Below are 25,217 nucleotides of genomic sequence, written 5' to 3'. Positions count from 1 at the left end.
CATGAGCCTGAAAATCGGTATCGATGTCGGCGGAACCAACACCGACGCGGTCGTCGTGGACAGCGCCGGCAAGGTCGTCGCCGCCACCAAGTCGGCCACCACCCCCGATCCCTTCGACGGGATCCGCGCGTCGCTGTCCAAGGTTGTCGCCGAGGTCGACCAGGAGCGGATCACCCAGGCGATGCTCGGCACCACCCACCCCGCCAACGCGATCATCCAGCGCCGCGGTCTCCAGCGGGTCGGGGTGATCCGGCTAGCGGCACCGGCCTCGCGCGGCGTCCGCCCTGGGGTCTCGTGGCCCGCGGACCTGCTTGAAACGATCATGGGCCCGGCCGAGATCGTCGGCGGCGGCAACGAGTTCGACGGCTCCGAGATCGCCCCGCTCGACGAGGACGCGGTCCGCCGGTTCGCGGCGCGCTGCGCCGGCACGGTCGCCGCGGTCGCGGTGTCCGCGCCCTTCTCCCCCGCGAACCACGTCCACGAACTGCGGGCCGCGGAGATCATCGCCGAGGAACTGGGACCGGACTTCCCCGTGTCGCTGAGCCATCAGGTCGGCGCGCTCGGCCTGCTCGAACGGGAAAATGCCACCGTCCTGAACTCCGCCCTCCTCGGCGTGGCACGGGACGTCGTCAACGGTTTCCAGACCGCGCTGGCGGATAACGGGCTGAGCATCGACTCCTTCCTGACGCAGAACGACGGCACCCTCATGACCGCCGAGGAGACGGCCCGTTTCCCCGTCCTGACGCTGGGGTCCGGACCGACCAACTCCATGCGGGGCGCCTGCTCGCTCGCCGGCCTCTCCGACGCGCTCGTCGTCGACGTCGGCGGCACCTCGGCCGACATCGGCATCCTCGTCGACGGCTTCCCCCGCGAGTCCACCGCGGCGATCGAGGTCGGCGGCGTGCGCACCAACTTCCGCATGCCGGACTTGATCTCGATCGGCCTCGGCGGCGGCACCGTGGTGCGCGGCACGGGGCGCGGGGTGACCGTCGGGCCCGATTCCGTCGGCTACCGCGTCGTGTCCGAGGCGCTGGTGTGCGGAGGGTCCACCCTCACCCTCTCCGACATCTCCACCCGGGCGGGCCGGCTGACCGGATTCGGCGACCCGGCGTCCGTCGCGTCCCTCTCGCCCAGCACCGTCGATGCTGCCCTGGCGTGGGTGGACGAGCAGATCCGGATCATCGCCGACCGCATGAAAGCCAGCCGGCACGAACTGCCGCTCATCGCCGTCGGCGGCGGCTCCCACCTCGTGCCGGACAAGGTTCCGGGAGTCACCGAAGTGGTTCGGCCCGACCACCACGCCGTGGCCAACGCCTACGGCGCCGCCATCGCGGATGCCTCGGGCACCGTCGATCGAGTATTCCGCTACGAGGACAAAGGCCGCGAGGCGTGCTTGGCCGAGGCCCGGGAACTCGCCGTCAACGCGGCCATCCGCTCGGGCGCGGACCCGGGCGCCGTCCGCATCACGTCCGTCCACGAGGTGCCGCTGTCCTACGTCCCCGGCCAAGCGTGCCGGGTGCAGGTCAAGGCAGCCGGGCCGCTCAAGTCATGAAGGAGCAGACGATGGACGCCGACGCGATCTGGCTCGCCTACAACAGCGCCGAGAACGTCGGCGACTTCGAGACCATGGGATCGCTGGTCGCCGCCGACCTCGACGTCGCCGTCAACGGCCAGCCCGCTGTCGGCTCCGCACAAGACGATTCCGACGCGATGCGCGAACTCCGCGCGGTGTATCCGGACTACCGCCGGCAGGTCGACGAAACCCTCGCCGTCGGCGACCGTGCCGTCGTCCGCTGGCGGATGTCCGGCACCTCGAGCCGGCCGGGCGTGCCGGACCTCGATGTCGCAGGCTGCTCGATCGTGACCGTGACGAACGGGGTGATGAGCTCCGCGTACCTCTACTACGACGGAGCCGCGCTCGACGCCGTGCTCGAAGCCGCCGCAAAGGAGCGCCCATGAGCTACCGGGTGGCGGACTGCCACAACGACCTGCTGATGGCCGTGCGCCATCTGCGCGAACGGGGACGCGAAGACCCCTTCGGCGACTTCTGGCTGCCCCAGCTTCGCCAGGGCGGCGTGAGCCTCCAAGTGCTCCCGGTGGCGACTGAGGAACAGTTCGTGGGCGAGGGCGCGCTGCGCCGGTGTTTGCTGATGATCGAGGAAGCGCGCCACATCGCCGACGTGCACCGCGACGCCGTCGCGCTCGTCTCGACCCGCGCCGAAATCGCCGAGACGATCGCGTCCGGAAAGATCGCGCTCCTGCTGGCGATCGAGGGAGCCGAGCCGCTTGGTCATTCGCTCGAGCTGGTGAACGTGATGCGGCGCGAGGGCGTGCGGATGTGTTCGCTGGCATGGAACCGGCGCACGATGATGGCAGACGGCATCGCCGAGCGCGACACCGGCGGCCGCCTCACCCAACTGGGGATCGACGCCGTGCGGCGCATGGAAGACCTCGGCATCATCGTCGACGTTTCCCACCTTTCCGAGGCCGGCTTCTTCCACCTCGCCGAGGTCGCTCGCAAGCCGTTCATCGCGTCGCACTCCTCTTGCCGTGCGCTGGCCGATCACCCGCGCAACCTCACCGACGAGCAGATCGCGGTGCTCGGCGCGGCCGGCGGATTCCTGGCCGTCAACGCGTTCGGTCCCTTCCTGACCGACGAAGTCCCTACGCTGGACCGGTTCCTGGACCACATGGAGCACGCCATGGGCCTGCTCGGGCCGGACCGGGTGGGACTCGGCACCGACTTCATCGACGACGTCGCCGACGTCGTCGACCCTGTCTTCACCGGCCTCCTCGTCGACTGGACCCAGATCCCCAAAACCGCGGGACTGCAACGCCCAGCCGATTTCGCCGCGCTCGCCGAAGCAGCCGAGAAACGCTTCGGCAGGAACCTGGCGCGGCAAATCCTCGGCGACAACCTCACGGAGTTCATCTGTTCGATGCTCGATGGCCAAACCGCCGAAGAGGCGACATCGCACCGTCAAGGAGCAAGCACGTGACACGGAGAATCCTCTGGCTCAACCCCGTCATGAACAGTGCCTACGACGTCCCGATCGGCGACAGCCTGCGTGCTGAGGCGCGGGAGGACACCCGCTTGGACGTGGCGTCGCTCGACGGAACCGGGCCCGTCCACCTCGAATACAACGCGTACGAACTGATGGTGGCCGAGCCCTCGCTGCGGACCGTGCTCTGGGCCGAGCAGCAGTGCTACGACGCCATGGTGATCGGATGCTTCTACGACCCGTTTGTACGCGCCGCGAAAGAGGTGACCAGGCGGATGCCAGTCACCGCCCCGGCCGAGGCCTGCATCCGGGTCGCCCAGTCGGTCGGCGAACGGTTTTCCGTGCTCGTGGGGCGCGCGAAGTGGATTCCCGAGATGGAGGAGAACATCCACCGTTACGGGGCGGAGCGTTCGCTCGCCTCCTTCCGAGAACTCGGCATGGGCGTCAACGACTTCCAGACCGACCCGGCGTTCACCGAGCGACGCATCCTCGAAGAGGCGCGCGCCGCCGTCGAGCAGGACCGGGCCGACGCCGTGATCCTCGGCTGCACCATCGAGTTCGGGTTCTACCGCACCCTGCAGGCGGAACTGGGCGTGCCCGTCATCGACGCCACCGTCGCCCCGCTCCGCTATGCCGAGTTCCTCGCCGACGTCGCGACGCTGCAGGGCTGGACAGTGTCCGGACGCTTGGGCTATCAGAGCCCGGCAGCGGCAGAATACTCCGGCTTCCTGGCCCCGTTGGAGCCGAACCTGACCAAGGATCCGCGATGAGCGAGGCCGTCTACTTCACCGAGTTCGGGGGCCCCGAGGTCCTGCGTGTCGGACCGTGGCCGGAACAACCGCTCGGCGAGCGCGACGTGCGCATCAGGGTCTCGGCGTTCGCGCTCAACCGCGCGGACCTCATGTACCTGGCCGGCGAGCACTACACAATCCCCGCTTTCCCGTCCCGAATAGGCTCTGAAGCCTGCGGAGTGGTCACCGAGACCGGCTCCGAGGTCACCGCGTTCGTTCCCGGAGACAGGGTCACCACCATCCCGTTTTTCACGCAGAACGGCGTCCAGGGCATTAGTGCGGTCGTGCCGGACGATTACGTCACCACCGCGCCCGACGGGCTCGACGACCATGAGGCAACCGCGGTTTGGATGCAGTACCTGACACCGTATTTCGCGTTCAAGGAAGTCTGCGATCTCGGCGAGGGAGACGCAGTCCTGATCACAGCCGCGTCCAGCTCCGCCGGACTGGGCGCGCTACAGCTGTGCCGGGAGCTCGGCGTGGCCGCGATCGCGACCACCCGGTCGCCAGCGAAGGCGGAGATCCTGCGGCAATCGGGCGCGAGCGAGGTAGTCGTAGGCGACGAGAACCTGGCGAAGGCGATCTCCCGCGCCAGCAACGGAAAAGGACTGCAGGCGGCATTCGACCCCCTCGGCGGCGATTCGCTGCAGCGCTACGCCGACCACCTGGCTCCGGGCGCGACCGTCTTCGGGTACGGCACGCTGACCGACCGCCAGCCAGTGGTCCCAGCTGCCGCCATGTGCCGGGCGCGGGCGGTGTTCCACCCGTACTCGATGTTCAACCACGTGGACGACCCTGGCCAGCGTGCCCGCGGAATAGCCCTGGTCAGCGAAGCCATCCGGTCCGGGTGCCTCCGGCCCCGCGTCGACCGGGTCTTCGGCTTCGAACACGTGGTGGACGCGTACCGGTACATGCAATCCGGCAACCAGGCGGGGAAGATCGTCGTGACGGTTCCCTGACCTCTTCTCGGGGAAGTGAACGTCCTCCGGGTTCTCGGTGGAAGTACACCACGTGCGCGGGAGCTCTGCACCTAGCGTCTCGTGAAGCCGGTGTCTTTGCTTTGCAGGGTTGTCGACGAGTTTCTTGATGTTGGTCTGGTCGAGGCGGACCTTGACGCCGGTGAAGGCGCGGCGAGCCAGGCCCCGGAAGGGCCCCTTGCGGGAATCTGAGTCCGGCGAGGGCCCCTTCACGGCAGTTCCGCAGTAAAGCGAACAGAGTCGCGCGGCACTTGTGGGCTAGCGCCGAGACGCTGGCCTGGGTCACGCGGCGGAGCGCACGCAGGCTCGTGAGAGTCCCCCGCCCTCGACGAATTTCTGAGGAGAGACAGTGAGCGATACCGGTGACCTGCCCGCGCGAATCGGCTCCGGCAGCGTCGCACGCGACGACTACGCCTTGGGCAAGGTGCCGCCCACCTGGCGCTATCGCACGTCCGAGATCGTGCTTTCGCTGACGGGCGGTGCCACGGCGGCCATCTTCCTTTCGCTGCCCGCCGGACTGGCGGCATCTTTCGGCATCGCGAACGTGCTCGTCGCGATCGTTTACGCGGTCCTGGTGCAGACCCTGCTCAACGTGCTGTATGTCAAGACCGCCTCGCGCACTGGACTGGGCTCCGCACTCATGTCGCGCGGCCTCGCCCTCGGCTTCGACGGCGCTGCCTGGACCACGCTGCTCTACTGGGTGAGCTGGCTGACCTACTTCGCGACCGAAGGCCAGATCCTCTCCAGCGCCTTGTCCGCGCAGACGGGCATCCCGGTGAAGGTCTCGTACCTGCTGGTGGGTTTGGTGTTCCTGCCGCTGGTGCTGTATGGGTTGCAGTTCGTCGCCAAGTTCCAGAAATGGACGCTCTACGCCTACGTCGTCGGACTCGCGGCACTGCTGGTCATCGTGCTGTCCCGAGCGGATCTGTCGGTGACGCGCGAGTTCATCGCCGCGCACGTGGGCAGTGTGGGCGGAATCGGGCTGCTCGGCGCGGTCGCGTCGTACAACGGACTGGTCGGCAACGTGGCGTTCGGGCACGCCGACATGGGACGGCTGCTCGCGAACGACCACAGCCTCGTCCGCAGCGGCCGCCGCGGCACACTGTGTGTCGCGCTGCTGCCGTACGCCTTCGGCGCCTACGTCATCGCCGGCGCGATCGGCCTGCTCCTGTGGGCGGCCTCGGGCGGCGATGCCAACCCGGGCCAGTACATGGTCGCCATCATGGGCGTCGGCGGCTTCCTGCTCATCGTGATCACTCAACTGCGGATCAACCTGATCAACGCCTACAGTGGCTCGTTGTCGCTGGCGAACTTCTTCTCCCGTCTGCGTTTCACGCCGGGACGATCGGTCTGGGCGGTCGTCATGGTCGTGCTCGGCACTCTGGCGATGTACCTCAACGTCCTCGACCACCTGGGCACCGTCCTCGCCGTCGAGGGAGTGCTGCTGGCCGCCTGGATCGGCGTCAGCATCGCCGACCTGCTGCTGGTCCGGGGGCGGGGCGGACACGGGCCGGACAACGGCCGGTTCATCGAGTACCGCCGCGCCATGCTGCGCCACTGGAACTGGTCCGGGGTAGTCCCCCTGTTCGCCGCGACCGTCGTCGGCTCCTTTCTGGCCGTGGGCGGCCTTCTTGGACATCTGGGCGGCCAGGTCACGCTCTACCTGTCCAACTGGGTCAGCTTCCTGATCGCCGGCGGCCTGACCTGGTGGCTGGGCACGCGCGCTCGTGGCCGCGGCTACGCGATCCGCCCTCGGATCGCCTGGCCGCGAGAAGATCTCGTCGTCGAGTGCCCCCTCGACGGCGAGGTGGTCAGCACCGACGACCTGTTCCCGTGCCCGTACCACAAGCAGTGGATCTGTTCTCAGGACTGCATGCACACCAAGGAGTGCGGCGACGCCTGCCGCTCCATGCCGGAGCCGGTCCTGGTGCAGATCGCGCAACTGCCGCCGCGCACGCCCGGCCTCGAGGCGGCCAACGCGCGTCTGCGCGGCAAAACCCGGCCGCCGCAGACGGCAGCCCGCAATGCTGATTCCGCATCGGAGTAGTCATGTGTTTCCTGGCAGGAATGAACGGCCCGCGGCACTGGCTGCTGGCCAGCAACAGCGACAACCCGTACGCCACAAAGAATCATCTGCTGGCCGCGAGCGGCGAACGCCACTCGTACTTGGCAGTCCGGGTCGTCGTGCCGCCGGCCGACGTGCTCGTGCCGTGGGCGGGAATGCTCACTCGCGGAGTCAACAGTGCCGGGCTCGGCTTCACCTACGCGTTCGTGCCGGAGCGGAACATGGCGGACTACCCCACGCAGGAGTGGTCCGCCGGGATGCTCGCGAATGCGTCCACTGTGGACGAGGCGGTGGCCTACCTGCGCGAGGACAGCACGCTGCCGGGCAACTACCTGCTCGCCGACCGCGCAGGCGCCATGGCAGCGGTAGAGGTGGGAGGCGGACGGGTGGCGGTGTGCGGTCCCGCGACCGGCACCGAAGCGCGAGCCAATGTGTGGCAGCGCCTCGCCGAAAACCCGGCTCCTGCCTGGGACGAGGCCACCGCGTCGACACACCGGCACGGCCGGGGCAGCGAGCTGCTCGGCGCGCTGGACAGCGCTACACCGGAAGCGTTGCGGCAGGTTCTGCGGGATCACCAGGAAGACGGCGAGCCGGCCGGAAAGCACGGCCGATCGTTGTGCAACCACGGCACGAGCGACGGTACAATCTCCAGCGAAATCATCGACCCGGCCGGGCACCTGTGGTTTGGTTTCGGATTCCCGTGCGGGCGGTCCCGAGGGTACGAGCAGGACGGCCGCAGGCCGTGGGGACGGGTGGTCCGCTTCTCGCTGCCGGAGGATTCCGAAAGCGGGGACCTCACCACCGCTGACGGCGCTATCACGCCCCTTGGCGTGCGGCTCATGTCCTGACCGCGCCCCCTCCAGCGCGCTGGTGCGATCATGCGGGTCGGTGACGAACGGACGGCGCGGGGCATCGGACGGGCCGGAAGGTCGTCGCGGGTCTGAAGTGACGACGGCCGGCTTTCGTTCACCGCGCTCGCGCGCGGTCCGGCGGCCCCGGATCCCGCGCCCGCCAGCGGATCGCACCCCTGGTCGCCGAGACCGGAACGCCCGCCTCCGGCGGGTCGCCGCCGCGGCCCGCCGGAGGCGGGCTGTCTCAAGCGACCGCCTCGGCCAGCTGCGGGTGCCCGGCCGGGCTGCCGAGGTCAAGCCAGCGGGCCAGCCGGTCGGGCGCGAACAGCTCGTCGAGGACCCATGAAGGCCGCGCCCACGACACCGGCGCGGGCCCAGCGAGGAGCTGGCGATCCGCGGGTCGCGGGTGGCCAGCGGCAGCGACCGGCGGTAGATCGCCTCCCGGATGGCCGCCAACGGATCAGCCTGCTGTCTGGCCGCGCTCACCAGAACGGTCCCTTGAGCATGCCTGAGCTTCCGCCTAGGCTTTTGCCGCCTGCCGCCCCAGACCCCCGGCGAATCGGACGGAGACAGAATAGATCGCCGGGGAAGCCGATCCTCTCTGGCCACTCCGGCGAATCGTGATGCGGTCCCGGGCGCTCGCCTGCGCCGGGACGCAACAGCGCGGACCGGCCGGACGAGGGGGCCGGCCGGTCTGCCTGGCTGAGTCGGCGCCGAGAGTATTGCCGGCCGGGGCCGATCGGGTTGAGGGGAGCCATCGACGGGAACCCGGATTCGTAATGCCTCGGCCAGGCGGCCGGAACGTCCGGCGAGCGCGGAGACAGCGCACGAGCCGCGCATCGGATCGGTCTCGAATTGCACCAGCCGCACAGGGCGGCGTCCGCATCGGCCGGCCCAGCATACCGACCGGGAACCACTCGACCGCGCAGCAGAATATGCGAGGGCCAGCAGGGCTGACTGCCGTACGGGCTCCCAGGTTCCCGGCAGCCACGCTCCCAGGCGGAGTGAGATCGCGAGCCCGTCCCGCAGCAAGGCAGAGGACACCGGGTCCTGCCGCAGCGGCGCGGCCGATCGAGCTACCCCCGGGAAACGACGAGGCGCGCCGGACGACCTTGCCACGAGCGTCAAAGGCCGACGAGGCCCTCGTCATCGGCTGCCTTTCGAAATTCAGCGAGAGCATCGTCACCGTTGCCCGGAATCCGATTCGCCGCCGCTGTGAATCGGCAATCCCCACCCCTCGGTGCCACCAGCGGTCTCCCCCGCAGGCAACTCCCGACGAGACACGGTCACCGGCAGCGGCTCGAGGCACCGCAAGCTCCCGGCCAAGCATTGCTATTTCGCAGCATGGGCACCGGGGAGGCGCAGGGGCCAGGTCAGCCCCGACCTCGGCCAGCCCCGCCCACTTGCTGCCTCCGCGAGGAAGTCGCGTTGCCCCGATGCGCACCGAAGCTGCCCGAAGCCGACTGGATCAACCAGCCCTCACCGGAGGCCCTCATACAGACCGGCTGGCAAGACGAGCATCAAACTGCTCGACATGTTCCGCGAAGGCACTCGTCGAGAATCCGGTGAAATCGAGCCGAATCCGCGTGCTTCGCGAAACGGGCATTCGCCGGCTCGCCTCGGTACCCGTGGAAGTCGACGGTTGTGCGCCCGTAGTTGTGCGGGCTCACCGTGTCGACCTCCACGTACGCCTCCGTGATGTCAAGGACTTTCGGGTCGATCGCATACGCAACGCACAACGCGTCATGCGGCGGCGCAGACGAGCCGGCTCCGACAGGACTGACAGACGCCTCGTAACCATCGATGTAGTATTCGGTCACAGCGGCCGCGACGTCTCCGGCCCGCGTTCCCAGCGCTCGATAGCGGTGCAAGTCGTCCCGGCTGACGAGCACTTCGTGCGTCGCGTCGAGCGCGGCCATCGTAAGGCGCGTGATGCCAGCTCTGAGCACTACGTTCGCTGCGACGGCGTCGGTGAACATGTTGAACTCAGCGGCCAGGGTTCTATTCCCGAAGGTCGATGCTCCGCCCATGAGGACGACCTCGTCGATCGCATCGAGGATGTCGGGCGCGACGGTGATCGCGGCGGCGATGTTGGTGAGCGGAGCGACCGAGATCAGCGTGACCTGCCTTGTTGTCTGGCGCAGAGTCTCGATGAGCCATTCGACGCCGTGCCGACTGAATGGTTGAAGCCCTGACGTGCCAACAGGCAATGTGCTCTCATGGAATACGTCCTCCACCTCGTTCGCGCCCGACGTGTAAGGCCTCGGAGCAAAGGGACGCGAGAGCCCGGTGTGGACCTCGATGTCGCTCCTGTCGATCGCGTTCAGCACCCGGAGAGTGTTGTCGGTGGTCTCTTCGAGCGAGAGGTTGCCGGCAACAGTCGTGCAACCGAGAAGCTCGATGGCGGGATGAGTCGCGGCCATGATGATTGCGACAGCGTCGTCGTTGCCGGTGTCGACATCGAGGATCACGGGACGGCGTGACATACGGGCCTCTCAAGATCGGGTTGATGCGGATTCGGGGACACGCTGGGCGATGGCTGCGGACAAGTCCCGCCGTACTCGGATCGACAACCGCGAGTCGGGCGCGCGCCGGCGGTCACGAGGAACGATGCTGGGCTCCGGAGTCCGACCAGACGGACACCTTGCGCAATCGCTCGAAGGTGCGCCAGGTGTTCCGTTGGCCGGCATTGAGGCGGACGACGTCGCCTGGGCCGATCTGGAGCCGCTCCTTCGTGTCCTCGAATGTCACTTCGGCGCGGCCCTCGAGAACGACGAAGATCTCGTCGGCAGTCAGCCCGCCGATGAGACCCGGCTCCGCCTCCCACACCCCGACGTTGACGCCATCGACCATTCCGATGTGACAGGCCCCCGTATGGATGGTTGTGCACCTGTCTTCCAGGGACTCGTAGCCCTCTGCAACGAGGTCGTAGTTGAATGCATTCCCGAGGTATTGCGTCACCTTCTTGGTCCTTTCGATGCGTGAATCCTGTTGTCGCAGCTGTCGCGCGAGCTCTTCGTCGCTACACTGCCTGCGACGCTTCCAGCCGTGCCGTCAAGGACGACCCCTCTGGGCAGGCCCCGCGGCCGCGCGTCCCTCCGACAGGTACCGGCAATTGCGGAGTGCTCAGGCGAGCGCAAGGCAAGTCGCTTCTGCTGTGCGTGGTCTCCCCTGCGTTCACCTCCGCGCTCCCGAGCCGCTGTCGCCAGCGGCCGAGGCAAGCGCGGAACCGACGAACAGGCGCCGGGGGTTGGCCGTCAGCAGATCGGCGGTCACCCCGCCCGGCACGCCGTGGCGCTGGAGCCGAGGGAGGAACAGCCGAGGCACGTAGCCGAGGCCGTTTCCCCCGTTCCGCGTCCACATGTTCTTGAGCGACAGGTCATGGCTGAGGAGGAGGCGGGAGGCGTGCCCAGCCGCGACGAGGCGCGCGATCGCCGCGGCCGTCTGTTCCGGCGCAGGCGACTGTCCCTCGCCCGGAAAGTAGTTGGACATGCCGATCATGTCGAACTCGAGCCAGACACCCCGATCAGCTACTTCGCGTTGGTAGACAACGTCCTCGCCGGATGGATCCATGTGACAGAGGACCACTGCCTCCGGCGCAACGCCCTCCTCGGTCAGGACAATGTCCAGCACCTCGAAGGCACGGCGTTGCCATCCCGGCAGGTGGATGAGAAGCGGTACGCCCAGTGCCAACTGAGCCCGAGCGGCCGCGCGGAGGCGGACCTCTTCTGCTTCGGTGAACTCGGGCGAGACGCCGATCTCTCCGATGACACCCGGCCTCGCCCCCGTGTCGCCGACGCCGTGCGCAAACTCGGCGAGGATCTGCGCGCAGAGCTCCGCTGCAGTGGCCAGGGCGGTCCCCCTGTCGTGATACCGGTGCACGTACCAACCAGAACCCATGACGATATTGAGACCGGTTCGCACCGAGATCTCGCGCAGCGCACGAGGGTTTCGACCGATGTCTCCGTTGGTGCAGTCAACGACCGTCCGTCCTCCTGCGTCGATGAAACACTGGAGTTCATCGACCGCGGCCGCGGTGTCTTCTAGGCGTGCGTTGTCGTAGCAGCAGGACGGATCCTCTGTGAGCAGCCAACGGATCGAGGGATCCACACGGCGAGCGAAGACACCGCGGTCAACGGCGCACTGCGGTTTGCGCAGGGCCTTCGTCCAGTCACAGATGAGGTGCTCGTGCGTCAGCGTCGTTCCGAGCTTGTCGGCCGGCACGGGACCCAGGACGGCGTTGACCTGGACCTGGCTGGCAGAGGCTTCGTCCATAGGTGCGGTTCCCTCATTGAATTCACGGTGCCGCGCCGCCGCGGCGCCCACAGACACTCGAATCGTTTCTAGTCGGAGCATAGCTCAGCGAGAACCACCCGCGCGGCAGCCGCATGGCACCCCCGACTTGAGCGCGCGTCGTTTCCGGATGCACAGATCGGCACCAACACCTCGTCGGGCGCGCGATCGACACCTGCGAGAGGATCAGCGCGAGGCTGCTCACGGTGCCTGCAGCATGGGCTTACACCCGCCGCTTGCTGGACGAATCCCTTCGCAGAGGCACCTTGGCCGACGTCGAGCGCACCGTCGGCCAGCGGTCAACCGGCATGCCGGTTGACCGGCAGCGAGCGCGCTGTTTTCCGCGCAACGCTGGCTCCAAAACCGCGAGGCCAAGGGCTTCGAGCAGTTGGCAACGCGCCGCAACAGGCAACGGGGCACAGACCCGCCGGGTTCCCTTCACGCGCGACCGCGCCGGTTCGGGAGCCCGCACGCTAAAGCAACGCCCCCGCCCCACGTCGGCGGACAGCCGGCGCGCGGCGATCGTGGGACGGCAGAAGGATGCGGGCCCTGCCACGACTGCTCGCGGTCAAGAGCAGCCAGAACTGTATCGAATCGCTTCCACAGGTGCCCTGAAGCGCCGTATCGCACTTCTATCGCCAGAAATGACAAGATCGGAGAGGTCGTTGACACCGAAAGTAGAATCGATAATACTTTTGCCCCAGAGCGTACCTGCAGTCCATGCGCCCAGCGAGGCCCGCGGCCGAGTTCGCACACCCCGGGGGGACTCGGCAAAGTCGACCAGACCGAGCCGCAACCGTGGAGTCGTGTGCCTCTCGGTGCCAGAAGTGAGGATGAGAAGAGATGTCGGACTTCAAAGACCTGGTGCGTTCGGCCTGGGATGCAGCCTGGAACCGAGGCGACTCCGATGCCTTGGACGAGATCGTCCACGCCGACTACGAGTTGGAGAACGCCGGGCTGGGGAGCACCTCAGGGCTGGCCGAGCTCAAGCGCCAGGTTCACGACATGCGGATGTCCATCCCGGACCTGCAGACGACGGTGGACAGCATCGTCGTGGACGGCGACGACTTCGCGCTTTTCTGGTCGGCAACCGGTACGTTCATGAACGCGTTCGGCGACGTCCCTCCGACAAGGTCTGCGCTGCACGCCCGAGGCGCAGTACAGGGAACGCTCCGCGACGGCCGGATCATTCGCGAGCGCGTGACCTGGGATCCGTCGGTCGACATGCTGTCCGACCTCGGAGCACCTGGCCTGGGATCGGCGCTCGAAGCGTCCGCCGCGTTCACCGGCACGGGCGACGCGGACGAGATGCCCAGCATCGAGGATCTCAAGGAGTTCAACCGGAAGTTCGTCACCGGTGTGACCGTGGTGACGACCATGGACTCCGCAGATCGGCCCCGCGGACTGGCTGTCAGCGCTTACATGCCCATCTCGCTGGACCCGCCGCTGGTGGCCTTGTGCGTGCAGAAGACATCCTCGACCTACCCGTCGCTCTTCGAATCCAAGCACCTTGGCATCAACATCATCGCTAACACACAGCGTGCGGTCATCGACAGATTCGCGTCCAAATCGGACGACAAGTTCGCCGGGCTCGATTGGCACTCCGGGCCGGACAATTCCCCTCTGATCCGCGGGTCTGCCGCATCGATCGAGGCAGAGATCAAAGAACGCTTCCGCGCAAAAACGCATGTTCTGATCGTTGCGCAAGTCACCTACCTGGAAGTTTCCAGCTCGGATCCGATGGTCTACAAGGCTGCGAAGTTTTACGACGGGGCCACGCTGGAAGAGATGTAGCCGCACGAGGCCATGGCGTTGGTGACGCCTGCGCGAAGCTGGGTGGCTGGTTTCCCGCCGCGGTGCGCGCTCGAAGCCAGCTCCTCTCTGTCAAGTCCCGGCGTGTGTTGAAGGGGTAGGCAGGTTGTCGGGCGGCGGCAGATGACAGTGGCAAGCCGTCGTTTGAGGCAGCACATGGCTTCGCGGCGACCGTTGCCGTCTGCGCGCTTGCACTGGCATTGAGTTCACGCCGGGGCGTGGCTGAGTGCGATGAGATGCGGTGCGTGGTTGAGCTCCGGCCCCCGGTGCGGGATAGCCAGCGGCGTGTGACGTCGCCAGAGGAGAACTCAATGGGCGCGATGCCGCAGCAGGACGCAAAGGGATCGGGGTGGGGAACCGGTCGAGTGATCCGAAACGACTAATCATGCGGGCGGCCAGGACGGGACCGGCTCCGGGCAGCTGCAGCAACATCGGTTCAAGGTGCCCACGGCCCTCCGGTCGGCGAGCTGCCCAAGCGTCCACCGGGAAGATCCAGAAGTACCTGTTGCGACGCGTGGTCGCCGCCGGTTCGCTCCAGAGAATGCGGTGAGTGTGCTGCGGCCCTGAGCTATTCCGGTTCACTACTGGCATTTCACGGAGTGCTTCCAGCAGGCCAAGAACGCGGCCGGGCTGGATCGCTGCCAGGTCCGGTCCTGGCGGGCGTGGTCCGCGCACACCACCCTGCCCATGCTCGCGCGCGCCTGGCTGCCCACGACCAGAACCATCGCCGCAAAAGGGAATCGGTGTCCGCGATGCGGTGATCTGCTATCCAGCACGCGATCCGCCGACTCTTGATCAACCAGGTGCACCGGCAGGTTCCCGATCCCGAGTACGTCTGCTCATGGTCGTACTGGCAACGCCGATGCCAGCACTAAGCTCGCCTCAGTCACGGCAAACGACGAAGTCGCCCACCAGCTGAGTGCGGGTGCCGCATCAGGCGGCTGCACCGGCGACGTGGGGCCCGGGTCCACATTGGCGGTGCGGAACCCAGCGCTCACCCGCGCTGCGCGCCGATGACGACAACACCCCTGACCGCGCACAGGACGTGCTCGCCCATATCGGCTCCTTCAGGTCACTGGGCGACTCGGCCGTCGTCGAGGATCAGCTTCGGTTCGTGCCCCGCCCGATCCCGCTTGATCTCCAGGTAACGGATGTTCTGGGGGGTCGCCGGCACCGGCACCTGACCGAGCACCTGCAGGCCGTAAGCTTCGAGCCCGACGCGTTTGGCGGGATCGTTCGTCAGCAGGCGCACAGAACGGATTCCGAGGTCGCTGAGAATCTGCGCCTCGGTGCCGTGGTCGGCGGAGTCCGCGGGCGGGCCGAGCCCCAGATTGGCGTCGACGGTGTCCGCGCCCAGCTCCTCCAGCTGGTAGGCCTGCAGTTCGTGCAGCAGCCCCATCCCCCGTCCTTCATGGCCCCGCATGTACAGCACGACACCTCGGCCCTCCCGCGCGACGGCCGAGAGGGCGGCATCCAGCTGGGGACTGCAGTCGCAGCGCAGCGAACGAAAGACGTCACCGGTGAGGCACTCGGAATGCACGCGCACGAGCACGTCCTCGCCGTCGGACAAGTCGCCGCAGACGAATGCGATATGCGCACGCTCGTCGTGGAGGGACGAATAGCCGATCGCGGTGAACTGCCCCGACGGCAAGGGGAGACGGGCCGAGGCAACACGTTCGACCAGTTTCTCGACCCGCCACCGATAGGCGATCAGATCGGCAATCGAGATCATTCTCAGGTCGTGCTGTTCCGCGAAGCGCTGCAGCTCCGGGCCGCGGGCCATCTCGACCGGGTTGTCCTCACTGGTGAGCTCGCACAACGCAGCCACCGGGGCGAGGCCCGCGAGCACCGCCAGGTCGACGGCCGCCTCGGTGTGCCCCTTCCGGCGCAACACCCCGCCGGGCCTGGCGCGCAACGGGACGACGTGACCGGGACGGCTGAAGTCGCCGCTGGTGGACGCCGGATCAGCCAGGCAGCGAATGGTTCTCGCCCGGTCGCGTGCCGAGATCCCCGTCGAGATCCCGTGCTTAGCGTCGACCGTGACCGCGTAGGCGGTTCCCCGCCGATTCTGGTTGGTGTTGACCATCGGCGGCAGGTCGAGCCGGTCCGCATCCTCGCTCGTCAGCGACACGCAAATGTATCCGGACGTGTGGCGGACGGTGAATGCGACCAGCTCGACGGTGGCGAACTGGGCGGCGAAGATCAGATCGCCTTCGTTCTCGCGGTCTTCATCGTCGACTACGATCACCGGTCGCCCAGCGGCGAAATCGGCTATGGCCGCCTCGACTGCAGCTGTTCCGTGCACGGTTTCCTTCTTCAGTGAGTCGTCATATGCGCGACAGCGAGACATCGGCCCGCGACGCTGTCAAGGCCAGTCCCAGGACTTGACCGCTCGCTGACGATGACACGGACATTCACATCACCAGCTCACGAAACTTGCTGCCGGGGAAGCCGGGAGTGAGACAACGTCGAGGTTTCGAACGTGCCCACTCGGAAAAGGACGAGTTCGTGATCCCGCCCGGCAGGACGCACCGATCATATGACCATGTGTCCGGGTCAGAATAAAAAAGACCCAGCGGTCGCGACAGCGACAAGCTCTGAATGCGCGCTTGACCGGTATTCTCGAATCACACGAAGCTCCTGTCCGTACGGAGCGGTCCGCTCGAAGGAAGGCCGGTCGCCGGGTTCTGAACCGCGAAGGTGGTATCGGTCATCGTTGTCTCCAGATCACGGTCAGAGTCCGCGCACGGGCGCAGTGCTGGCCGACGTGCAGGTCGTCGGCCAGCACTCGCCGGTCCCAGGCCGTAGGCGCGGCCACAACTCCGTCAGCAGGGTCGGCGGTTGGTCAGCCCAGCAGCTTGCCGCGGTAGCCCCAGTGCGAGGGCTCGATATCGTGGAGGACGATGGCTGTGTCGTTGGCAGCCTCGTCCCCGAGTACCGAGCCGACTGCCTGCGTCAGCGCCTCGACCATCTTCGCGCTGAACGTCTCGTCGTCGAAACGACTCTTGAAGAACGATGCTTCGATGTGAGCCATTGTTTTCTTTCTCCTCTTCCGTTGTTACCACGTGCGAAAGTCGTCTGAGCCCGGCTGGGGCCGGCCCCGCCGTTCGCTGGCGCCGTTCTCGGTGAGTTCGTGGTGGTAGTTCGATCAGGAATCCTCGGCCCGAGTCGGGTGCTCCGTTTCCTGGAGGTCGAGCGCCTCCGATACGGCGCGCAGATACCCGCTGAGCTCACGCCCGGCCCGCACGACGTGCCTGATGTTGGAGGGCTGGGCCAGGCGGCCGATGTCGTTGAGCACGTTTCCCTCGACTACGACGACATCGCCGACGGCACCGTTCCGCAGTGAGCCAAGATCCGGTCGGTCCAACAGCGACGCCGCGTTCGTCGTAGCGGTGGTGATCGCTTCTTCTGCGGACATGCCGTGCCGCACGTACAGCTCGAGCTCGCGCGCGTGCGCGCCGAACGGACACAGCGTGCCCGAGGAGTCGGTGCCCATCGCCACCTTGACCCCGGCCTCGCGTGCCAGTGTGAACGACTTCAGCGTGCGGTCGTGTGCTTCGCTGAGGTCCGCCACCCCTTGGGGGGTCAGGCCCCGGAGTGTCCCCTCCCGTTGGCACCAGTCGTTGAAGGACATGGTGGGGACGAGGAAGGTCCCGCGCTCAGCCATCTCGATCGCCATCTCCTGGTCGAGATACGAACCGTGCTCGATGGAGTCGACACCTGCGGCAAGGCTGCGTCGAATGCCTTCGGCAGAGAGTGCGTGCGCTGCGACCCGCAGGTCCAGCTCGTGGGCGGTCTCGACGATGGCGGTCAGCTCGGCGATGCTGTAGTTGGGCCAGCTCGGCCGTTCGCCCTTCGACATCCCGCCGCTGGCCATCACTTTGATGAAGTCCGCACCAGCCCGGGCTTGGAGGCGCACGAGCTTGCGGCACTCCTCGATGCCGTCTGCCGTGTCCCACTGTTCTCGTGGTGTGTACGGCGGGTAGAACAGATCGCCGTGACCGTTGGTCATGGTGATCCACCACGGAGCGACCACCAAACGAGGTCCGACCGCCAAGCCTTCATCGGTGAAATCGCGAAGCTCGGGCTCTCCGGCGCCGCGGTGCCCCATGACACGCAGCGTCGTGAATCCGGCGGCGAGCGCTCGGTGGGCGTTGCGCAGCCCGTGCAGCAGCTTGGCTGGCTTGCTCACCTGGCCGCGGAAGACATCGCTTGCAATTACGTGCTGGTGATCGGAATTGGTCGTCAGGTGGACGTGGGCGTCGATCAGGCCGGGCAGGACGGTGCAACCTGCAGCGTCAAGCCGGGGAGTCCCCGGGGGGACCCTGCCCTCTGCCCGCGGCCCTGCGTAGGCCACTGTGCCTGCTCGGATGTGCACGAGTCCGTCGCTGTGATGCTGGCCCGGCCCCGACCACACCAAGCCGCCTTCGATCGCGATGTCGCCGGCAGTCATCGCGAGCCCGGGAAGCACGCTGGATCTGACATTCTCATCCCCTTAGAAGGTGTGGTTCTTTCCGCCGAAGACAGCGCTCACGGAACCGTCGGTGAAGATGCTGCTGATCGAGTCCGCGAGCAGCGGGGCACAGGAAAGCACCTTGATCTTGTCAGGGGCACCTGCGCGGAGCGGGATCGTGTCGGTGACGACGACTTGCTCGAAAGGCGACGCAGCAAGACGTTCGTACGCATGCCCGCTGAAGACCCCGTGGGTCGCTGCGGCGAGCACTCGTCGAGCACCCGCGTGCTTGAGCGCCTCTCCTGCCGCGCACAACGTGCCGGCGGTGTCGATCATGTCGTCGATCACGATGGCGGTTTTCCCGCGGACATCGCCGATGACGGTGGTGATCTCGGCGACCTGCTGCTGGGGCCGCTCCTTGTCCAGGATGGCCAGGCCGGCCCCGATCTGCGTGGCGAACTGCTTGTTGAGCTTCACCCGACCCGAGTCCGGAGCGACGATCACCAGGTCGTCGTCGAGGCCGGCGAAGTAGTCACTGAGGATGCCCAACGCCGTCATGTGGTCGACCGGGATGCCGAAGAACCCCTGCAGCTGGCCGGCGTGCAGGTCCATCGTCAGCACTCGGTCAACGCCCGTCGCCTCAAGTGCGCGAGCCACCATGCGAGCCGAGATCGGCTCGCGCGGAGCTGACTTCTTGTCCTGCCGCGAGTAGCCATACCACGGAGTCACTGCGATCACGCGGTGCGCGCTCGCGCCGACGGCGGCGTCCACCATCACCAGGAGCTCCAGGAGCGAGTCGTTCGCATTGACGCCCGTCTCCGGGTTCGCGCACATCGGCTGAACGATGAAGACATCCGCGCCACGGATTGATTCTTCGAACCTGCTGTAGACCTCTCCGCTGGAGAACGTCTTCAGGGTCACCTTGCCGAGCTCGATCTCAAGAAGCTCAGCGATGGCACCCGCCAATGGCGCGTTGGACCGGCCGGAGAACACCATCAGCCGCCTGCCCCAATTAGCCTGCAACGACGCGTTCATGAGCTCACCACTCCGCCAGTGCGGATTACGGGCGCCCGAGGGCGCATCCGACCTTCCTCGGTCAGTGGTCAGATTCACGATGCAGAAGCCTTTCTACTTCGGTCCGAAAAATCGGAGACGCTGCGGGTTCGACCGCCGTTACGTGCCCGCGCGGCGCTCGGTGGTCGCCAAGACGGCGTCGATCGTCGCCGCACTCGGCATGCCCGTGCGCGCGCCCGCCGACTCAACCGACAACGCCGCAGCAACCACTCCGCGCCGCGCCGCGCCGGCGACGTCCGTTCCCGCTGCCAAGCTGGCGGCAAACACGCCGTTGAAGGTGTCCCCAGCGCCGGTGGTATCGACCACTCGACGTGCCGGCCAAGCCGGGATCCGGGTGCTGACTCCGTCAGCACCGCACAACAGCACCCCGTCGGCGCCCAGTGTGACTACCACCGGCGCTCTCGTATGCGATGCCACCGCGGCCGCCATCTTCTCCGCCGGCGGGTCTCCGGGCTCACCGAGCAGCTGGTAGAGGTCTCGCAGCTCGCCTTGGTTCGGGGTGATGATCGGGGCGAGCTTGAGGAGCTCTTGGATGCCGGGGGCGACAGGCGCCGGGTTGAGCACACACTGCCACCCCTGCGCGGTGGCGGCTTCGACCGCTTCGACGACTGCCGCGGCGGAGATCTCCGTACTCACCAGAACACACCCTGGCCACCCGCTCGCTCGCTCGATCGCGGCCCTCACGTCCCGAGCGCCCACCGCCGCATTTGCACCGGCGGCGACGGCGATCTGGTTCTCCCCGAAGGGATCCACGACAATGAGCGCAGCTCCAGTAGCGGACCCCTCCTTGATCACGACATCGCTGACGTCGATCCCTTCGGCTCGCAGTTCGGCCAACGCAGCCGTTCCGAACTCGTCAGGCCCGACGGCGCCGACGTAGCGGACGTCGGCGCCTGAGCGCACCGCCGCGACAGCGGAGTTGCCGCCCTTCCCTCCGCCGTGACGCTGCAAGTCCGCCCCCACCACGGTCTCCCCTGGTCCGGGAAGCCTGGAGGCGGCGACGACCATGTCGACGTTCAGCGCCCCGACGACGAGGAGGCGCCCGCCCCTGCCTGATCCGGCCGACCGCGCACCGTCGCTCAAGCTCACGACACCTTTTCCCCGAGCGCCGGCGCTTTTTGCGCCTGCGCGGTCCACGAGACAATCGCCGTCCACATCTCGCCGTAGTGCGGCCAGTCCAGGAACTCCTGAGGTGCCCAGTGCGGGGCGAGGTCGGAGGCAAACGCCGCGGTCCTGCCGTCACCGTGCTGGCCCACGACCAACATCGGGTCCTCGCCCGCCCGCGCCACGACGGTGGCGTCCGGCTTCGCGATGAGTTTGTTGTAGCCGAGAAGGTGGGGCCATTCCGGCGGCGTGCCGCCCAGGACCGGGTGATCAGGCTGGCAGACCTCCACCTCGACCCCCTCCGACCTCTCGACACGGTCGTCGTACGGGAGCATGGCTACGGGCAGCGGATCGGCGAGCGGGCTCATGCCGAAGCGGCCCTTGCCATCGATTCCGGTGAAGGAAAGATACCCCCCGACCATGACGAGCCCGCCACCGCGCTTGACGTAATCCGCAACCAGGCCAAGCCGGTTTGGCGACCTCTCCGATCGCAGGAAACTCTCGTCCGGCAGCAGGAAGGAGTTGGATCCGATGTCAGAGATGACGATTACGTCGAACTCGTCGATTTCCTCCGGCGAGCGGGGGAACCGCAAGGTGATCTCGTGGCCGCGGACGTAGGTGACGTCGAACCCAGCGTCATTCAGGCAGCGGAGGAAGAAGCCCGCGCCCTCCTCGTACTCGGTCGAGTGGAACTGGTCGAAGCCCTTCATGTGGATCGTGTGTTTCACCCACGACTCCCCCACGAACAGAACCCTGAGCGGCGACCCGATGGTGCTCATGAACTGGAACTCCCTTGCGCGAAATGGTTTCTGGTTGATGCGGCTTTGAGCTGGCGACCCAGCGCATGCGCCTCGCGGATGTCGATCCCGAGGTAGGTCTTCGCGGCCAGGGGTGCCAAGACGGGCGACGGGTTCACCGCGACCGAGTGCGGGAACGTCGTGAACAGCTCCACGTCGCTGGATGAGTCCCCGTAGACCACACACTCGTCGGCGGTCAGGTTGCGAGCAGCGAGAGCAGACTGGGTGATTGCCACCTTCGCCTCTGGCATCAGCGTGGCTGATTTCTCCAGCGGGCTGCCCAGCTCGACGGCCGAGCCGTAGGTCTCGTTGACGCCCCAAAGCTCCAGCCTGCGGACGAAGAACGTCGGCGACTGGGAAATCACGATCACGTCCTCGCCGTGAGATCGAATGTTCTCGAACGTTTCGGCGACACCGTCCATCCAGGGCGAGCTCTGAAAGGCATCGTCGAAGTCGGCAGGGGATGCGTCCTTGCAGATGTCGAGGAGCTTCGACCAGAAGTCGGTGTCGGAGATTGTCCCCTCGCCCCATGCCCTCTCGATTTCCTGTCCTGCCTCGAGTTGGCCCATCTGGCGAGCCAGCTCGATCGTGGCGGTGCTCCGCAGGAGGGTGCCGTCCATGTCGAAGACATGGAGGCAGCCCACCTGGCTGGCCTCAGCGGATGTGTTCACTTTCAGGCCCGCCCTTCAGGCGAGGAGAACCGCGGCTTCTGATCGAGTACGACGGTCTTGTTCTCGAGGTACGGCAGAAGGCCGGCTACGCCGCCCTCTCGGCCGACGCCAGACTGCTTGAAGCCGCCGAAGCCGATCCCGAAGTCTGCCCGGTTGCCGTTCTGCCCCACTGTCCCTGCGCGCAGGCGCCTGGCCACCTCGCGAGCACGGTCCGCGTCGTTGGTGAACACCGAAGCATTGAGGCCGAACACAGAGTCATTGGCGATCCGGATCGCGTCTTCCTCGTCAGCAGCGGCGATGACGGAGATCACTGGCCCGAAGATCTCCTCTTGGGCGATCCGGGAGGAGTTGTTCACATTCCCGAAAACGGTCGGCTCAATGAACCAGCCCCGGTCGAGGTCCTTGGGGCGGTTACCGCCGAACGCCAGAGTGGCCCCTTCGTCCTTGCCGATCTGGACATAACCCTCGACGCGCTCACGCTGTCGGCGAGAGGCCAGCGGCCCCATCTGGACGCTGGGGTCGAACGGGTTCCCCACCTTGACCCGAGAGAACCGCTCGGCGAGCGCCTCGAGCATCTCGTCGTGCCGATGGCGCGCCACGATCACCCGAGTCAGCGATGCGCAGATCTGGCCGGAAACAAAGCACGCGCCCCCGGTCAGGCTGTCGGCAGCCTCCGCAATGTCCATGTCGTCGAGGACGACCGCGGCCGATTTGCCTCCCAGCTCGAGGGTGTACCGCCCGATGCGCTCGGCCATGATCCCCGCGATCCTCTTCCCCACTGCCGTCGACCCGGTGAAGGTGATCTTGTCCACGCGGTGATCGGTCACCAGCGCTTCAGAGGCCTCCCTGTCGGCGGTGAGCACGTTAACCACGCCGCGGGGGAGGCCGACCTGTTCAGCGATCTCCGCGAGGACATACGCGGCTCCCGGTGCCTCCGGTGACGCCTTGACGATCACCGTGCACCCGGCGAGCAGCGCGGGTGCCAGCTTCCAGGCGGCCAGGTGCATCGGGGTGTTCCACGGAATGATCGCCCCCACGACGCCTACGGGCTCCCCGACGATCATCCCGAAGCCTTCGCCCGAGCTGGTGGGCACCTCTTGCTCGAACGGATACCGATCGGCGAGATCCGCGTAGTAGTCGAACGCCGCAGGGACCTCCTGCAGGACGGCCGGCACAATGCCGGCGATGATCCCCGTCTCTCGGGGCCACAACTGGACCAGGTCGTCGGAGCGTTTGGCTGCGGCCTGAGCGATGGCGCGAAGGAACTCCGCCCGCCGGCTCGGCGGCATCCGTGGCCACGGGCCGTCGTCGAAGGCCCGGCGTGCCGCTCCCACCGCCCGCGCGACATCCGCCGCTTCGGCCTCAGCGACACTGAAAAACCGCTCCTCCGTCGCCGCTTCGATCACGTCGATCGTGTGGGTCGTCGAAGGATCGACCCACTGCCCGTCAATGTAGAATTGCCCCGGATTCGAGATCGGCGCGCTGGGCGTCTTGATTGTCATCGGAATGCTTCGCCTCCAACTGGTCGGCTACCGCAGAGCTGGTGGTTGTCGTCAATTGCCGACCCGGCACTTCATCGGATCGCGCCCAGTCGGCGATGGGCGCGAGGCCGGTGGCCAAGGAACTGGACGCGGCGGACCAGCGACTCGCCGTCACGCAGCGTGATCCAAAACTCCCTCGAAGGGCGTGGATTCGATTACCCGTCGACGGATGGCCTGGTACAGCGGACCGTTCTCCTCACGACTGGCCAACGCTGATGCCCAATCAGGGTCCGCAAGGAACGTGCCCCATTTGCGCTCCAGCTCGGCAAGGTCGGAGAACCGCATCGTGTAGACGACCTCGTTGAAAGAGTTGTCGCCGATGGTGGTGTAACCCACCTGCGTCATCTCCATCCCGTGCTTCCTGAACAGCGGCACCACCACGGACGTGAACAGGTCGACGACATCTCGGAAACGACCTGCCGCCGGGACATACTCGCGAACCTCGTAAATCACCTTGTTGACCTCCTCTGCGGTCTTCGACTTCTGAGCCCTCACGGCAATCGACGGGTGGACGTCCACGGCTGGTATCGCTCAGGCGCACTTGGAGACGCGAAGGGTGCTAGTCCGCGAACGCGGGAAAGACCTCTTCAGCCATCATCTTCATGTTCTTGACGATCGCGTCGGTGGGCTGACCGACCGCGATGAGGCACGCCAAGTGGTCCACTCCAAGCTTTTCGTAGGACTTGAACCGCTCGATCATGCGATCCGGCGTGGTCAATACCGGGTCGGCGTACTTCTCCAGCAGGTTGTCCTTGGAGAAGGAATGCTGCTCAGGTGTCATATTCCCGCGGTGCACATAGTCTCGGCTCTCGCCGACATTGCGGGTGGCGAGCCGCTCTTCCTTGGTGTCGACCGTGCCGGGCCCCTTGACCAGGGCCATGTAGTAGTTGTATTCGTTCACGACGTCGTCGAAGTACTCCAACGCCTCTTCCTCGGTACGACCGACCCAGGTGTGGCGGAGCACCATGACCTCGCCGCGAGGATTCCCGGTCTTTTCGATCTCGTCGTTGTAGCTCCCGATGAGCTCCTCGAGGTCGCCGTAGGGCTCGAAGTTGCCGTAGTTCGGCGCCGTGATCAGATTCAGGCCCTGCTGAGCGACCCGGCGAACACCTTCGTTGCTCTGCGATGCGACCCAGATGTCAGGATGCGGCTTCGTCGCCGGCTTCGGGACCAGGGTCGTCGGCGGGAATGAATAGAACTGGCCGTCATGGGACACGTCGTCTTCAGCGAAGAGCCGACGGACGATCTCCAGCCCTTCTTCGTACATTGCCCGCTGGTTCTCCGGTTTCACCCCGAGCCGATCGAGTTGGAACCTGCTCCCGCCGCGTGCCACGCCGATCCCGATCCGACCTGGCGCGAGATGATCCAGCAGGCTCATCTCGGAAGCGACCAGGAGCGGGTTGTAAGCCGGCAGGACGACCACCCCCGGGACGATCCGCAGCCGCTTGGTCCGCTGAGCCGCGACCGTCGCGAACATCATCGCCGAGGGATTGGCTACGTAGTTCTGGAACTGGTTCTCGTTGATCGTGATCCCCTCGAAGCCGAACTCCTCAGCGGCATCGACGATCCTGAGCATGCTGTCCAAAACCTCGGACCAGGGCCGGGTCGTGTCCGGATAAAAGAACGGCGCCGTAACCCAGAACTTCATTGCCATGGTGTTTTCCTCAACTCTTGTTCGCTGACTTCCAAGGGGACCGCAGGACCAACCCCCGAGGCTCTCGGCGCGGCAGTCCACGGAATCGGGAAAGACCACGATGCCGTGGACTGCTTCTTGAATGCCTCGCGG

The 25,217-nt window shown here is 66.6% G+C and carries 21 protein-coding genes and 2 pseudogenes; 9 read left to right on the top strand and 14 right to left on the bottom strand.

The features are described 5' to 3' along the window. Position 1: 1 nt before the first annotated feature. The 7 genes from H5411_RS04230 to H5411_RS04200 all read left to right on the top strand — a co-directional run bounded on the left by H5411_RS04230 (position 2) and on the right by H5411_RS04200 (position 7,683). Positions 2-1,552, top strand: a complete 1,551-nt coding sequence (locus H5411_RS04230) for a hydantoinase/oxoprolinase family protein (RefSeq protein WP_134667163.1) — start codon at positions 2-4, stop codon at positions 1,550-1,552. An 11-nt stretch (positions 1,553-1,563) separates the two neighbouring features. Beyond that, positions 1,564-1,959: a nuclear transport factor 2 family protein gene (locus tag H5411_RS04225; protein WP_020661378.1), complete on the top strand. Its 396-nt coding sequence runs from the start codon at positions 1,564-1,566 to the stop codon at positions 1,957-1,959. Next, positions 1,956-2,999, top strand: a complete 1,044-nt coding sequence (locus H5411_RS04220) for a dipeptidase (protein WP_020661379.1) — start codon at positions 1,956-1,958, stop codon at positions 2,997-2,999. Before H5411_RS04225 ends, H5411_RS04220 begins: the two co-directional genes overlap by 4 nt. Next, complete coding sequence (locus tag H5411_RS04215; protein WP_051729383.1) at positions 2,996-3,772, top strand: aspartate/glutamate racemase family protein; 777 nt, start codon at positions 2,996-2,998, stop codon at positions 3,770-3,772. The genes H5411_RS04220 and H5411_RS04215 overlap by 4 nt, the downstream gene beginning before the upstream one ends. Next, positions 3,769-4,752 carry a zinc-dependent alcohol dehydrogenase family protein gene (locus H5411_RS04210; RefSeq protein WP_134667169.1) on the top strand — a complete coding sequence of 328 codons (984 nt, stop codon included), beginning with the start codon at positions 3,769-3,771 and terminating at the stop codon, positions 4,750-4,752. Before H5411_RS04215 ends, H5411_RS04210 begins: the two co-directional genes overlap by 4 nt. Positions 4,753-5,119: 367 nt before the next feature. Next, the gene (locus H5411_RS04205) at positions 5,120-6,817 is read left to right on the top strand and encodes a purine-cytosine permease family protein (RefSeq protein WP_134667171.1); all 1,698 of its coding nucleotides are present in this window, start codon (positions 5,120-5,122) and stop codon (positions 6,815-6,817) included. Between the two features lie 20 nt (positions 6,818-6,837). Then, positions 6,838-7,683, top strand: coding sequence for a carcinine hydrolase/isopenicillin-N N-acyltransferase family protein (locus H5411_RS04200; RefSeq protein WP_037817750.1), 846 nt, complete (start codon positions 6,838-6,840; stop codon positions 7,681-7,683). 247 nt (positions 7,684-7,930) lie between these two features. Here the strand turns inward: H5411_RS04200 and H5411_RS49745 are convergent. From H5411_RS49745 to H5411_RS04180, 4 genes and pseudogenes are all read right to left on the bottom strand, one after another. Further along, a pseudogene (locus tag H5411_RS49745) lies at positions 7,931-8,142 on the bottom strand (sugar kinase); the annotation flags it as partial. Between the two features lie 1,064 nt (positions 8,143-9,206). Continuing rightward, on the bottom strand, positions 9,207-10,157 hold the full coding sequence (locus tag H5411_RS04190) for a nucleoside hydrolase (RefSeq protein WP_199817981.1): 951 nt from the start codon (positions 10,155-10,157) through the stop codon (positions 9,207-9,209). A gap of 127 nt (positions 10,158-10,284) precedes the next feature. Beyond that, complete coding sequence (locus H5411_RS04185; protein WP_027927857.1) at positions 10,285-10,647, bottom strand: cupin domain-containing protein; 363 nt, start codon at positions 10,645-10,647, stop codon at positions 10,285-10,287. 216 nt (positions 10,648-10,863) lie between these two features. Beyond that, positions 10,864-11,961 (bottom strand): phosphotriesterase family protein, encoded by a 1,098-nt coding sequence (locus tag H5411_RS04180; RefSeq protein ID WP_101438507.1) that lies wholly within the window; start codon positions 11,959-11,961, stop codon positions 10,864-10,866. A gap of 861 nt (positions 11,962-12,822) precedes the next feature. On the opposite strand from H5411_RS04180, the gene H5411_RS04175 reads away from it, so the two are divergent. Both H5411_RS04175 and H5411_RS04170 read left to right on the top strand, forming a co-directional pair. Next, positions 12,823-13,773, top strand: a complete 951-nt coding sequence (locus H5411_RS04175) for a flavin reductase (protein ID WP_037817683.1) — start codon at positions 12,823-12,825, stop codon at positions 13,771-13,773. A gap of 603 nt (positions 13,774-14,376) precedes the next feature. Continuing rightward, positions 14,377-14,586: pseudogene (locus H5411_RS04170) on the top strand (hypothetical protein); the annotation flags it as partial. Between the two features lie 277 nt (positions 14,587-14,863). Here H5411_RS04170 and H5411_RS04165 read toward each other — a convergent pair. The 10 genes from H5411_RS04165 to H5411_RS04120 all read right to left on the bottom strand — a co-directional run bounded on the left by H5411_RS04165 (position 14,864) and on the right by H5411_RS04120 (position 25,085). Continuing rightward, a complete protein-coding gene (locus H5411_RS04165) occupies positions 14,864-16,141 on the bottom strand; it encodes a bifunctional 3,4-dihydroxy-2-butanone-4-phosphate synthase/GTP cyclohydrolase II (protein ID WP_246368745.1) in 1,278 nt (425 codons plus the stop codon). 495 nt (positions 16,142-16,636) lie between these two features. Then, positions 16,637-16,825: a tautomerase family protein gene (locus H5411_RS04160; protein WP_101438505.1), complete on the bottom strand. Its 189-nt coding sequence runs from the start codon at positions 16,823-16,825 to the stop codon at positions 16,637-16,639. Between the two features lie 114 nt (positions 16,826-16,939). Beyond that, complete coding sequence (locus H5411_RS04155) at positions 16,940-18,244, bottom strand: metal-dependent hydrolase family protein (protein ID WP_183123010.1); 1,305 nt, start codon at positions 18,242-18,244, stop codon at positions 16,940-16,942. 42 nt (positions 18,245-18,286) lie between these two features. After that, positions 18,287-19,357, bottom strand: a complete 1,071-nt coding sequence (locus H5411_RS04150; protein ID WP_312877577.1) for a ribose-phosphate diphosphokinase — start codon at positions 19,355-19,357, stop codon at positions 18,287-18,289. Between the two features lie 60 nt (positions 19,358-19,417). Next, positions 19,418-20,407 carry a ribokinase gene (locus H5411_RS04145; RefSeq protein WP_183123009.1) on the bottom strand — a complete coding sequence of 330 codons (990 nt, stop codon included), beginning with the start codon at positions 20,405-20,407 and terminating at the stop codon, positions 19,418-19,420. Next, positions 20,404-21,201, bottom strand: a complete 798-nt coding sequence (locus tag H5411_RS04140; RefSeq protein ID WP_183123008.1) for a glutamine amidotransferase — start codon at positions 21,199-21,201, stop codon at positions 20,404-20,406. Before H5411_RS04140 ends, H5411_RS04145 begins: the two co-directional genes overlap by 4 nt. Next, positions 21,198-21,839, bottom strand: a complete 642-nt coding sequence (locus H5411_RS04135) for an HAD family hydrolase (protein WP_183123007.1) — start codon at positions 21,837-21,839, stop codon at positions 21,198-21,200. Before H5411_RS04135 ends, H5411_RS04140 begins: the two co-directional genes overlap by 4 nt. Before the next feature lie 53 nt (positions 21,840-21,892). Further along, a complete protein-coding gene (locus H5411_RS04130) occupies positions 21,893-23,392 on the bottom strand; it encodes an aldehyde dehydrogenase (RefSeq protein WP_183123006.1) in 1,500 nt (499 codons plus the stop codon). A gap of 150 nt (positions 23,393-23,542) precedes the next feature. Then, positions 23,543-23,950 (bottom strand): NIPSNAP family protein, encoded by a 408-nt coding sequence (locus H5411_RS04125; RefSeq protein WP_312877572.1) that lies wholly within the window; start codon positions 23,948-23,950, stop codon positions 23,543-23,545. 40 nt (positions 23,951-23,990) lie between these two features. Beyond that, positions 23,991-25,085 carry an LLM class flavin-dependent oxidoreductase gene (locus H5411_RS04120; protein WP_183123005.1) on the bottom strand — a complete coding sequence of 365 codons (1,095 nt, stop codon included), beginning with the start codon at positions 25,083-25,085 and terminating at the stop codon, positions 23,991-23,993. Positions 25,086-25,217: the final 132 nt, after the last annotated feature.

The sequence above is a fragment of the Amycolatopsis echigonensis genome (genome assembly GCF_014174495.1).
Classification (GTDB): domain Bacteria; phylum Actinomycetota; class Actinomycetes; order Mycobacteriales; family Pseudonocardiaceae; genus Amycolatopsis; species Amycolatopsis echigonensis.
This window is presented reverse-complemented; position numbering and strand designations above follow the sequence as displayed.